The sequence below is a fragment of the Pseudomonas sp. 1 R 17 genome (assembly GCF_900067035.1).
Taxonomy (GTDB): Bacteria; Pseudomonadota; Gammaproteobacteria; order Pseudomonadales; family Pseudomonadaceae; genus Aquipseudomonas; species Aquipseudomonas marginalis.
Window position 1 is genome coordinate 69,216 of the sequence record NZ_FKLB01000042.1, and the last position, 11,821, is coordinate 81,036.

At 53.7% G+C, this 11,821-nt stretch carries 13 protein-coding genes; 3 read left to right on the forward strand and 10 right to left on the reverse strand.

Annotated elements, in window-relative coordinates; genetic code table 11:
• Nucleotides 1-40 precede the first annotated feature (40 nt).
• From BFP99_RS15125 to BFP99_RS15170, 10 genes are all read right to left on the reverse strand, one after another.
• Nucleotides 41-814, reverse strand: coding sequence for a hypothetical protein (locus BFP99_RS15125; protein WP_065947597.1), 774 nt, complete (start codon nucleotides 812-814; stop codon nucleotides 41-43).
• 19 nt (nucleotides 815-833) lie between these two features.
• On the reverse strand, nucleotides 834-1,451 hold the full coding sequence (locus BFP99_RS15130; protein WP_065947598.1) for a recombinase family protein: 618 nt from the start codon (nucleotides 1,449-1,451) through the stop codon (nucleotides 834-836).
• Between the two features lie 731 nt (nucleotides 1,452-2,182).
• Nucleotides 2,183-2,911: a DNA cytosine methyltransferase gene (locus tag BFP99_RS15135; protein WP_065947599.1), complete on the reverse strand. Its 729-nt coding sequence runs from the start codon at nucleotides 2,909-2,911 to the stop codon at nucleotides 2,183-2,185.
• Nucleotides 2,912-3,039: 128 nt separating this feature from the next.
• Nucleotides 3,040-3,531 carry a RadC family protein gene (radC, locus tag BFP99_RS15140; RefSeq protein WP_065947600.1) on the reverse strand — a complete coding sequence of 164 codons (492 nt, stop codon included), beginning with the start codon at nucleotides 3,529-3,531 and terminating at the stop codon, nucleotides 3,040-3,042.
• Nucleotides 3,532-3,637: 106 nt separating this feature from the next.
• Nucleotides 3,638-4,108 (reverse strand): DUF3577 domain-containing protein, encoded by a 471-nt coding sequence (locus tag BFP99_RS15145; RefSeq protein WP_065947601.1) that lies wholly within the window; start codon nucleotides 4,106-4,108, stop codon nucleotides 3,638-3,640.
• Nucleotides 4,109-4,519: 411 nt separating this feature from the next.
• Nucleotides 4,520-4,843, reverse strand: a complete 324-nt coding sequence (locus BFP99_RS15150; RefSeq protein ID WP_065947602.1) for a hypothetical protein — start codon at nucleotides 4,841-4,843, stop codon at nucleotides 4,520-4,522.
• The gene (locus BFP99_RS15155; RefSeq protein ID WP_065947603.1) at nucleotides 4,840-5,064 is read right to left on the reverse strand and encodes a hypothetical protein; all 225 of its coding nucleotides are present in this window, start codon (nucleotides 5,062-5,064) and stop codon (nucleotides 4,840-4,842) included. Before BFP99_RS15155 ends, BFP99_RS15150 begins: the two co-directional genes overlap by 4 nt.
• Nucleotides 5,061-5,327, reverse strand: coding sequence for a hypothetical protein (locus BFP99_RS15160; RefSeq protein ID WP_065947604.1), 267 nt, complete (start codon nucleotides 5,325-5,327; stop codon nucleotides 5,061-5,063). Before BFP99_RS15160 ends, BFP99_RS15155 begins: the two co-directional genes overlap by 4 nt.
• Nucleotides 5,324-5,671, reverse strand: coding sequence for a hypothetical protein (locus tag BFP99_RS15165; protein WP_065947605.1), 348 nt, complete (start codon nucleotides 5,669-5,671; stop codon nucleotides 5,324-5,326). Before BFP99_RS15165 ends, BFP99_RS15160 begins: the two co-directional genes overlap by 4 nt.
• A complete protein-coding gene (locus BFP99_RS15170; protein ID WP_141690780.1) occupies nucleotides 5,668-5,982 on the reverse strand; it encodes a hypothetical protein in 315 nt (104 codons plus the stop codon). Before BFP99_RS15170 ends, BFP99_RS15165 begins: the two co-directional genes overlap by 4 nt.
• Before the next feature lie 599 nt (nucleotides 5,983-6,581).
• Between BFP99_RS15170 and mobH the strand changes: the two genes are divergently transcribed.
• The 3 genes from mobH to BFP99_RS15185 all read left to right on the forward strand — a co-directional run bounded on the left by mobH (nucleotide 6,582) and on the right by BFP99_RS15185 (nucleotide 11,816).
• Nucleotides 6,582-8,465: a MobH family relaxase gene (gene mobH / locus BFP99_RS15175; RefSeq protein ID WP_083221193.1), complete on the forward strand. Its 1,884-nt coding sequence runs from the start codon at nucleotides 6,582-6,584 to the stop codon at nucleotides 8,463-8,465.
• Nucleotides 8,456-9,379 (forward strand): tyrosine-type recombinase/integrase, encoded by a 924-nt coding sequence (locus BFP99_RS15180; RefSeq protein WP_065947607.1) that lies wholly within the window; start codon nucleotides 8,456-8,458, stop codon nucleotides 9,377-9,379. Before mobH ends, BFP99_RS15180 begins: the two co-directional genes overlap by 10 nt.
• Nucleotides 9,380-10,094: 715 nt before the next feature.
• On the forward strand, nucleotides 10,095-11,816 hold the full coding sequence (locus tag BFP99_RS15185) for a ShlB/FhaC/HecB family hemolysin secretion/activation protein (RefSeq protein ID WP_083221194.1): 1,722 nt from the start codon (nucleotides 10,095-10,097) through the stop codon (nucleotides 11,814-11,816).
• The last annotated feature ends 5 nt before the right edge of the window (nucleotides 11,817-11,821 follow it).

The following is an 11,821-nucleotide window of genomic DNA, read 5'->3' on the forward strand; positions in this document are numbered from 1 at the left end:
TCATGGGTGCTATGTGGGTGCATCTGGCGCCGGGAAGGAATTACCAGTTTTTTGCTAGGGCTTCCAAATCGTCCCTCTCGATCAGATGCAATTCCATCAAATTTGAAAGGCGTTGCCCGGTAGTAGAAAGGTTCGTAGCGCTTGGCAGGGTTGTGGCTTCGTTGAAAGTTATGTCGGCCTGGAATGGAGAAAGCTTCTGGAACAACTGCCTTTGTTTAAGGTATTCAGCCTGTTCGGCCAGATTTTGAGTTTCTTCCGATACCACGTCTCCGTAATTCCAGTTGTGCGTACGGACCTTATACTCGTGGCATTGCAGCTTCGATCGAAGTCCCAGCATGCAGAGCTGGGTGTAGGTCAACGTTTTCGCGACTCCTAGCAAGTAGTTTGCTTCGGATCGTTTGACGGAGGTTTCAAACGCTAGGTTGGTATAGAAATTTGCCAAATAATGAAGCTTGAGTTGTTCGTACTCCTGCTTCGCATTCAATAGTACCCCTTCAAAAAGCTCTTCTGCTGCTGAGGGGGAGCTATCATCAGCCTCAAAGAAGTCATCATTTCTTAGGGGCTCAAAAAGAAGTTTTTCACGGATACCCTCGATAGCCATGGCGGCTACGCCTGCTACTCGTTGCTCCTCCTTCGGTGACAGAAACCGGTTTGCGAGGTCGCTCAACACTGTTACGCAGGCCTCACTTGCAGCCGCGCCCAGCGCCGCGCCGAGAACTGTTCCTGCGGGGCCCGTCAGTGAGCCTATGGCGCCTCCTGCTGCTGCCCCACCGATCTTACTGCCCTGTTTCAAAAGGCTACGATAGTCCTTCATCACTTTCTCTCCTGCATGATTAGTTGGAATGTTGATCTCGAATTCGCAGCACGGTGGTGGTCGAGCAGTCTGCGTGCCGGGCTGTAGCGCGAATTCCAAGACCTGCTTTGAGTAGTTCCTTCACCCGCTTATGCAGATCGGTGTCGATTGGCCGGCCTTGATACTTGCCCTCAGCCTTGGCCTTTTCGATGCCTTGAGCCTGGCGCTCGCGGCGCTGCTCGTAATCCTTGCGCGCGATCGCGGCCATCATTTCCACCAGCATCGAGTTGATCGCCCCCAGCATCCGCCCGGTGAACTCGTCGCCCTTGGTGTCCTGCATTCCCTGGTGACTGGTCGGCAGGTCGAGCGCGACGATGCGCAGGCCCTTGGAGTCGATCGCGGCCTTGAGCTTTTGCCAGTCCTCAACCGGTAGGCGGGAGAGGCGGTCTATCGACTCCACCAGCAACAAGTCCCCCTTGCGGGCATCCTTAAGCAGGCGCAGCAGCTCAGGCCGGTCGGCGGTGGCGCCGCTGGCGTTCTCCAGGTACACGCTCGCAATGACCTTGTTGTGGTCGCTGGCGAATTGCTCGAGCGAGGCACGGGCGCGGCCGGCGTCTTGTTCTTCGGTGGAAGCTCGGAGGTATGCGCGGATGAACATGAGGGGTGACTGTATCAGTTAGGGCGTTCTACTAATACTGTTGCACTATGGGTGTTACTTATCAAGCAAAAAGCACGGAAAAGGCGATGTTAGCCCGTATCTGGATAGGCATGCTCGACTACGTACTGCATCCCTAGCAGCGCTCAGAAGGAACCTCCGGCAAATACATTTCGCAAGCTACCTCGAATACCGAAGGACATCTCCAGATAACAAATTTCTCCTATCAATCACGCTACGGAGTTACGGTGAATTCCACAGTACATACCCAAGCACTGCCTCCGCCATGGCACTTACATTCTTGGAGGTTTGTGCCCCCTGCATGCTGTGCCGCAAACTGCGCTTCTGTACACGCAGCGCTTTTAGTGAGTTGAGTGGTAGAGACAGCCGTTTTCTGCGTTGCTTGAGCCGACGTGGCGAATATCGACATCAGCAAAGCCGCTGGAATGAACCATTTCATAAATATCCTCCTCTGTTTGCCGTAGTGGCAGTTAGAGGTTAGGCGAGAGGCGGCGTTTACGCGCGTTGGAGGGCGGTATTACAACGATAGATACAAGCCTTTGCCCCTGTTGAGTCTCTAACCCGAATGCCCACTCCCGCAGGTCAGGGCTTTCGGAGCTTGGGTGTTAGCCTAACGCTGAGGTCAACAATGGTACGAGGTCGGCATCTCGCAGCTCGATCTTTGTTCATTGCCGTCAGTTGTTGTCAGAAAAAGTATGGTGACGTATTTGCGTTTATGGGGTGATCAATACACTGAATGCTCTCGCCACCACTCGCGGTACCTGTCCGTTTCCAAGGGCTTTAATCCGGTCCACCCTCTGGGCCAGCCCATCAACCACTCGACCCATTCCGGATTCAGATGGCCACCGTCTGAAGCCATTACCGCATGATCCAGCCGGTCTCTTGTTCGATCCCGTCCACATTTGCGCGTCAGAGACTTCAGCGATGAACCTTTGGCCATGCTCGCTGTTGGCGTAGGCCAACAACCAAATCCTGTCGCGTTTATGGGGCGCACCGCACTCAGCCGCTGATACACGACACCACTGCGCGTCATACCCCATTTCGGCAAGATCACCGAGGACCAAGGCAAGACCTCGCGTGATGAGCATTGGGGAGTTTTCCAGCCAGACAACGTGAGGTCGAACGTCGCCGACGATTCTAGCCATCTCTTTCCAAAGCCCTGATCGTTTGCCCTCGATGCCAGCACCGCGTCCTTGAATGGAGATGTCCTGGCACGGAAAGCCGCCAGATACCACATCAACAATGCCTCTCCACGGTTTACCGTCAAAACTGCGCACGTCAGACCAAATCGGGAAAGCCGGCAAGGCTCTATCGTTTTGTCGTTGCGCGAGAACCTGTGCGGCGTAGGCATCACACTCAACGGCGCAGACGGTGCGCCATCCCAGGAGTTGGCCACCGAGTATTCCACCACCAGCACCTGCGAAAAGAGCCAGCTCATTCATTCTTGATCCTGAACGTTGAGCCAGCCTAAAAGCTGCACCCGTAGACGAAAGGAGAATTCCTGAGTGAGGTCTGCAAATAATTGCCAGGTGAGAGAAGCGGGCGCCCGGAAAGGGCGCCTAGGGTGAAATCAAAGCCAGCCTAATTCAGCGAAAGAAACTGGAAGGCCTTCACCTACGATGAAATGATCGAGAACTCGTATATCCACCAGCTCCAGTGACTCTTTCAAACGTTTGGTCAGCCTACGATCATCGAGGCTAGGATCAGTACAGCCAGAGGGGTGGTTGTGAGCAATTATTATCGCTGCTGCATTGTGGGCTAAAGCCCGTTTAACGACCTGTCGCGGATAAACAATAGCCGCGTTGACGGTACCGTGAAAGAGCACCTCGTATTTGATGAGTCTATGCACGGTATCCAGGTAGATTACGGCGAACACCTCATGCTCCATCTCTGCCAGTTGGAGCTTCAGGTACTCGCAGACCTCTCGAGGTTTTTCAAGCTTAGGTCCTCGGGAAAATAGCCTGCGATCAAGGACTTGCAGTGCTGTTTCGATCAACAGGTCCTCCTCCTTGCGACATGTGATCGACAGTTGGGGCCCGACTGGGGTGTTGGAAGAACTCATCGAAAACCTCGTGATCAATTTCTGGAGGCTCGCGATCCTTGTGGGGAATCGTGTTCCCCCGAAGGTGGGTGAGGGCGCCTAAAGAGACGCCTAATTTGTTAGCCGATCAACCATCGCTATTAGCGGGTTCTGAACTGTCCGGGATGATGTTGGACGAGGCGTTTTGTGCGGGTTCCTTGGGAGGAGCCCTGAACACAGTTTCGCCGTTGATTCTGAGCATGGAGATATAGAGCAGCCGGCCCTTAAGGCTTGCACCTGGCTGACCTTTTTTATCGCCCTTTTGGTACGTGAAAGGCGAGATCCAGATATCGCCTATGGTGAATCCCACCAGGACCTTAGACCCGGAGTTGATCTCCTCTTTACAGTGACTGATCAACATGTAGGCCTCGGCACCGGTTACTCGGCAATCGATGTAGGTGTATTCAACGTCATGGGCTGCCCCATGAAGCGCAGCGACAGTGACCGCCAGATAAGGCTCAGCCCTACTGACGGCAACCTCACGAGCCCGGCATAGGTAGCCAATACCGCGGGTGTGCAGATCGAAATACTTCGTTTCGTTGGTGAACGATTGGGACATGAGCTTCTCCGTTTCAAAATGAAAACGAGGAGTCACTCGTCCCCTGGGGAAAGTGATTTCCCCGTTGGGTGGTGTGGTAGGCATTCCACGTCGATAACGCTGACGTGTGACCACAAATTGAATGCTTTAGCGGTTGGGTGGTGATCGGCGTACGGTATGTACGTTGCAGCTTTCTAGATCAAAGCTGCCCTGAGCATGTTGCTGACAACGTCAGCAGGCACTTGGGAAGGATGGGAATGATGGATCATTATTTCTAGACGGCGATGTCGATAGAGAATGTAGGAACAATCGATCTTCTTGATTGACGGCTCAACGTTGGAAAAGATCTTGGATGTCTTTTTATCGGCGCGTTGAGAGTGCGACGGCCAGCCAGCTGCCGTCGCGGGATGAGCTCCGATTTTTAGCTCGTCATCATTTAGGTTCAGCCATTCGCAGGTAATGCGTTGCTTCGTGCTCTATGTGGCGGGCGCTGCCCGAAATTTCTCCAAGCATCTCTAACAGCCAACCAAGATTGCGAAGGTGCGTTTCCTCGATCTCTCCAACGCACACACCAATTGCGGCGCCAACAGCACTGACTCCTAGCTCTGCCGTGAACGCTGAGTTGGCGGCTCCTTGTTTCAGTGTTTCAAGTCTCGCGATTTGCTCCTGTGTAGGTCGTGCCTTTGGATTCACGACGAGTGCTGAGAACTCCGTCAGCATATTGGGAAGAAGCGCATTGATTGAAAGTGCATTCATGGAGTGACCTCCGAGGCGTTCATCAAATCACAAAAACTGCCGTGCGCCATTTCACTGATAAACGTTATGGCCGAGTAAATCGCGTTTTCGCCCTCACTATCAATCTGAGGAGGATCAGCACAGCCTTTATATCCTGCGTTGTTTGTCAAAACCTTGGACAGCACAATGATGGTCAGCAACTGGCATTCCAGACGATCAGGGAGCGTTTCGACGTTGCTCATGGGTGCACCTCATTCCGAGTCTCTAAGAGCAGAGCTTCGAATTGACCCGTGTAGGTCTCGTGAGAACAATCCAGTCCTCCTGCCTGATCCATACAGAACAGCTCCCCCATCCGTGCTAAGTGAAATGCATCTGAATGTTCACTGACGACAGCCTTCAGGGTCTTGAATGCAGCCTCAGCTGACTTCAGTGCTTGATGAGCATCTTCCATGGCACTCAAGGATTCGTCGGTGATCGATATGAGTTTGTTGAGTGAAGCGCTCATAGCGTTGCTCCTCGGTGACCTTTCACCGTTACGGGTTTTTGAATCCAGGTAAGCACTGAAACGGTGTTAGACAGTCCGTGCATTTCTTCACGCGCTTGCTTCTGATCCTCCTCATTGAGGTAAGTCGGGTTGTCCGCGTTCTCCCAAGCGTCGTAGGTCGCTGACTCAATCTCTAAGGCCAGATACTGCATGGCAAGTAGATATCCGTGCAGATGCTTTCCTTGAATATCGCAGGATAGGGCTGAGGTCTCTTCATGGGTGACGCTTGTGATCAGGACATCAGTAAGGGCACACAGCCCTTGTGACGCGGCCCACAGCCGCTCTGCTTTCGGCATGCAGATCATTTTGTACCGCCTTGGCGGTTGCCGAACTCAACACTCCTTGTCGCTGAGATTACGAGTGCCCTTGAGGCCTCCAAGATAAAGCGCAGCCCATAGATTTCATTGGCATGTGCGTCTTCATCCATCAGGCGATCACAGAAGCTCGTCGCGGCGGCCAACAAGCAACTTGATGAATTCAACGCGTCGATCGCTGGTGCTTCGGGGAGGACCTGCAATAGGTATCGACTTTCGGGAAAATACTGGAAGTTATGGAAGGGCGACGCAGTGGTCAGCAATGGCTCCTGCGCTTTGTGGGTTGGGGTTGGACTGTTCAATTCACACCTCCGTCAGTTTTCGGCTGCGAGCGATGTTGAAGTAAAAGTTTTGTGGGGTGCGGCCTGCGTTGACTGTATGCCGTTAGGTCGCTTTGCTCGCAATTCGAGCATAGAAACATCAAACAAAATGCTCACGGTCCCGGGCTATGGAAATATCGCAAAGTGTCTTCGGATAAAGCCTACCGTTTTGGGCGAATAGTGCTGACTGTGTGAAAGGACGAACTCACATCTTTTTCCTAAGAGGGGAGTCAGAAAAACACGCGTATTTTTATACGCGATGATGAGGTAGAAACGCCGGCTTGACCCCGTAAAATCAAGGTTTTTGCTTGTTCCAATCACCAGCGATTGCTGTTTTTCAGCTATCGGAATGCTGGGAGTGGAAGAGGGTATAAACGCTGACGAATAAAAAATAAACACGCCCCCATTCAAACCAGTTTTCCTCTCGTGTCGCTCGTGCCAAAAGGCCATAAATGAGTGGCGAAACGGAAAGGGAACATTGGAAGGGAATCTAAGGGGAAGAGGCCTACCTGCAAATGGGCTGTCATGAGCTGAAAAGCGAAAAGGCTCTCCAACGATGATTGATGCAGGTGAATAGCTGAATGTTCTGGCAATTGAAGCTGAAAAAGACCGTCCGTGACGACCGCTCCCATACCGCCGAATTGTCTTCCGGTTACCTTGCGCCCAAGACGCCTGTTGAACTCCTGGGCACTGCACGCCGAAGTAAGCTGATAGAGCATATCTGGCAGCGCACCTCGCTTTCTCGTCCACAGTTTGATGAGCTCTACCTCTGCCCAATTAAGCGATACGCCGCGCTGGTTCAGGAGTTGCCAGCTTCAGAAAATCACCACCATGCTCATGCTGGAGGCATGCTTGATCATGGATTGGAGATCATTGCTTTCGCACTCAAAATTCGGCAGTCCTATCTATTGCCAGTGGGGGCAACTCCCGAGGCTCAAGCAACTCAGACGGAGGCCTGGACTGCCGCTATTGCCTATGCTGCTTTGCTGCATGACATTGGTAAGATCGCCGTCGACGTGGAGGTTTATTTTGCAGACGGAACCCTCTGGCATCCCTGGCAAGGTCCGATTTCCCGTGAGTATCGTTTCAGGTATCTGAAGGACCGTCAGTACAAGCTGCACGCTGCAGCGGCCGGCTTGCTTTATACGCAGGTGTTGACGCAGCCCATCATGGATTGGCTAAGCGGATTTCCAGAGCCGTGGAGTGCTCTGCTCTACGTTCTGGCGGGGCAGTATGAACATGCGGGCACATTCGGTGAGCTCGTTGTCCAGGCTGATCAAGCTTCTGTCGCACAAGAGCTCGGTGGTAACCCCTCTCGTGCTCTTGCTGCTCCGAAGCTTTCACTTCAGCGGCAATTGATTGAGGGCCTGCGGTTCCTCGTGACGGAGCAACTTAAGCTGAATCAACCTCGAGCATCGGACGGTTGGTTGACCGATGATGCCTTGTGGCTGGTGAGCAAAACCGTCGCGGACAAACTGCGGGCGCATTTGCTTGCTCAAGGTGCCGAATCCATTCCCACGTCGAATTCAACGCTGTTCAACGTTCTTCAAGACAACGCGATCATTCAAGTGAACGCAGAAGGCAAGGCCATTTGGACCGCCATGGTTCACAGCGGAAAATGGCAAAAGACCCTGACATTTCTAAAAGTTGCACCCGCTTTGATCTGGGAGAGGGGAGAGCGGCCACCGTCTTTTGCCGGCACTGTCACCTTGACGCCCGTCGTGAAGCCTTCGGAGGAAATCAGTGACATAACTGAGTGCGGATTCCCACGCAATACACCCAATCTGGCGTTCGAAGCGGAGCCTATTCCTACGGAAATCTCTTCCGAGGCAAGTTACAAAGTTATACCACTCGCATACATGGAGGCTACGCAGTATCCAGACGATCTCTGGGAGGGGGCGTCGTTAGTTCGGACGGTCGAAGAGGATGGTCGTCCTTGGTATGAGAAAGAGCCGGCTGAGCCTGTGGGTGAGGACCTCGCGTGTTCATTTTCTGCAGATTGCCTACCAGGCCCGTTGTGCCACTCATCCCTGGAGACGACTCGAAAGGAATTGGGCGAGGCCTTTGTAAGCTGGCTTCGACTAGGCGTGGTCACGCACAAGATCATCGTCAACGACTCCAAAGCGAAAGTGCACAGCGTTGCTGGATCTGCATTACTCGTGACGCCTGGGATTTTCCAGCGTTATGCACAAGAACACCCTCATATTGCGAGGATGGCTAAAGAACAGGGCACCACCGACTGGCGCTGGGTGCAACGCTGCTTCGAAAAGCTGGGACTGCACCAGAAGTGCTCGACAGGGTTGAATATTTGGACCTGTGAGGTTCGAGGCCCAAGAAAAACAAGAGACATCAGAGGCTACCTGCTCAAGGATCCGCTTCAGATTTTTACTGAGAAACCCTATGACAACCCGTATCTGGCGTTGAAGGGGTCACAAATGGTCAAGGAAGAAACCACATGCTTTTAATCTCGGAATTGCCGGAGATCTATTTTTTCGAAAAGCACCTGCGAGAGACGTCCGAGCAAGGATATCGAGTGGCCACGAATGCACTGATTCGATTCGCGGGGGATTGCCTGATTGACGAAATCAACCGGGCTACAGTCCTCAAATGGCGAAAGTCGGTCTTGGGCAAAGAAATCAAAGAGGTGAGTTGGAATACCTACTTGCGGCATCTGCGGGCGCTCTTCGGCTACGCCATCAAGAACAACCTGACCAGTCAACTCGACAACCCCTTTGAGGGTTGCGGGGTAAGGTGCCCAAATCGTCCGCCCAAGACGGTTAAGCAACGGTTGATTCGCGATGCAAGGATCATCCTCTTTGGTATGGCACGTTCTGAAATGAAGACGTTTGAGATGGCACCACTGCATCCCGCATGGTTCTGGCGAACAGTTTTTGAGACGTTCTACTACACGGGAATCCGGGCAAACGAGCTGTTGTGTCTACGCCCTCAAGATGTGGATATGGAGAAACTGCAGTTCTGCATCCATCCCGAAGTCTCGAAGAACTTTGATGAGCACTATGTGCCCATACACAGCAAGCTCGCCAAATACTTGAGGATCCTGCTCTTGAACGCCAAGAAGCGCGGCATCAAGCAAAATGAGCAACTCTTCAACGTTAACAAGTTCTCTCAGCGTCACCTGTGCAGAACGATGAATATGAGTCAGCTATCCAGGTTCTACACTGCTCTGAGCCGCAAGCTCGGTGTGCATGTGAGCCCGCACCGTTTCAGGCACACAATCGCGACGGACTTGATGAAGCAGCCTAGGAGCAACCTTCACATCGTCAAGGATCTTTTAGGGCATCGAAGCATCGCGACAACCTTGAAGTACGTCCACGTGGACGTTGACCAGGTGCGGCAGGCATTGGAGGTGATGCGATAGCTGCCAGCGACCGTCTCCCTCTCCTGCGGATTATTGGTTTGCTGCGCTTTGACAAGGTGAGTTTTTCTGGGTGATCAAAGCGCACAGCGTGACCAGCATGAGGTGGCCTCTGATCCTTCGATCAGAGCTAAGTATCATGAAAGTGGCAGCAGTCGTATCAGCCCAAGAAGGGAAGGGTAACCACGGTTGGCGCCAATCCAAGAAGGCCCAAACATAAAGCTGGACTGGCCAGCCCCAGAGGATCGGGCGCTATTGGGACCAATTTTGGTGATCAGCGTATCGGTGTCAATCGACGGGCAGCGTGTGTGACTGGGCTGGAGATGGGTAAAGCTCCTACCCTAACGGGTGGAGGTGTTCAGGTGCCGCTACAGGTCACGATCACGCCGGTTGAAGGGGTATACATCACTGGCAGCACTCCTCTAAGAACAGGCCAATCAGACAGTAGCATCACGATTGAGCGGTTATCTGTCATGAAAAAACTGTCGGCTAAGCCAAAGGCGCGAACTTACCTCCTACTTGCTTTGCCAGGTACCGACCTGGATTAGATATTCGCGATTTCTGTTAAGTGATTGATGTTAAATAACTTAATTTTTCAGACTGCAGGTTGTCGTGTGTCACCACTGAAACAAAGTTGTACATTTAATTGACGCCACTAAAACGCCACCATAAGATCCCCGCCAATTGATGGCACAAAGCCATGTAGAGGGATCTAGAAATGTGGCGTTCGGCACACCGGACCAGGCTCAGTCTGCTGTCCGCTTTTTTTTGCCTTGGCTTTGCTGGGACAGCTCAAGGCGCTACCCCGCAGAACACGCCGGGCGTTACTGACCTGATCCGTGACCGCCAGGATCGCCTGCTCAAAGAGCAACAACGCCGCCTCGAAGAACTCAAGGACCTGCCCGGCAAAGCTGCTACGCCTACCAAGCCGACAGCGCCCGCCGACACGCGCTGCTTTACGATCAAAACCATCGAACTTGCCGGCGCCGATGCCCTGTCCGAAGGCGAGCGCGCCAGTCTGATCAAGCCTTACATTGGCCAATGCCTTGGCGTGCCCCAACTCAATGAACTGCTCAAGGTCATCACTGACCGCTACCTGGCCAAAGGGTTGGTCACCAGCCGCGCGTATTTGCCACAACAAGACCTCTCCAGCGGCGTCCTCAAAATCCAAGTCGTCGAGGGCAAGCTGGAAAGCTTGAAGGGCGCTGAAGGCAGTGGCATTACCGATCGACAATTGGCCATGAGCTTTCCGGGCAAGACGGGCGAGTTGCTTAACCTGCGCGAGATCGAGCAGATGGTCGACCAATTGAACCGTCTGCCATCGAACCAGGCGCAGATGGAATTGGCCCCTGGCAAAGAAGTAGGCGGCAGCGATGTGCTGGTCAAGAACACCCTTCAGAAACCCTGGCGCGTCGGCCTGTCTCGTCACAATGGCGGCCAGCGCAGCACCGGTGAACAGCAATGGGGCGCCAGCCTGGATTGGGACAATCCGCTGGGCCTGGCGGATCAATTGTCGCTGCGCGGTGGTCATGATGCCGTCAGCGACCACCAGAAAACCTCACGCAATTCGATGCTCAATTACAGCCTGCCCTTTGGCTGGTGGAACCTCAATTACAGCTACAGCGAAACCGAATACCGCTCGCTGGCCCAAGCCAATAATTTCAACTTCAAACAGTCCGGAGACAGTCAGAGCCATCAACTGCGCCTGGAGCGGGTAATCCATCGCGACGCCCTGAGCAAAACCTCACTCAGCACCGGCGTGGCCTACCTGCGCACCAACAACTTCATCGAAGACAGCAAGCTCGCGTTGAGCAGTAACCGCCTCAGCGAAGCCCAGTTCGGCATCAATCATGGACGACGTATCGGCGGCTCATTCCTCAACATCGACCTGGGCATGCAGGACGGCATTGGCGCGTTCGACGCCCAGGCCAATCACAACCCGCGCCCCGGCCAGGCCGATGCGCGCTATCGCAAATACACCGCGACCCTTAGCTACCTGTACCCGTTCAAGCTGTGGGGCGAGTCGTTCAGTTTCAGCAGCCTGATGACCGGCCAGCGCAGCGAAGACGTGCTGTTCAGCCCACAGCGCATGAGCCTGGGCGGGCAGTCGTCGATTCGCGGTTACAAGGATCAAAGCCTGGCCGGCGACAGCGGCGGCTACTGGCGCAACGACCTGCGCTGGAGTCGCCCGGTGACCATCGCGTGGTTGCAGCCGGTATTCAATGAATACGGCACCAGCCTTGGTTATGACCAAGGCGTGATCAGCCATGGCCGCTACAACGCCGAACAACACGGACGCATGAGCAGCAACTCCGTGGAGCTGTTCGCACGTGGCCAGAACGTCGCCGCCACGGTGACCTTTGCACACTCTTTGGAACGCCCGGGGCCGATCACTGAACGTGAAGCGCCGGTTTATTTCCGTATGGATTTCTTCCTTTAAATCTT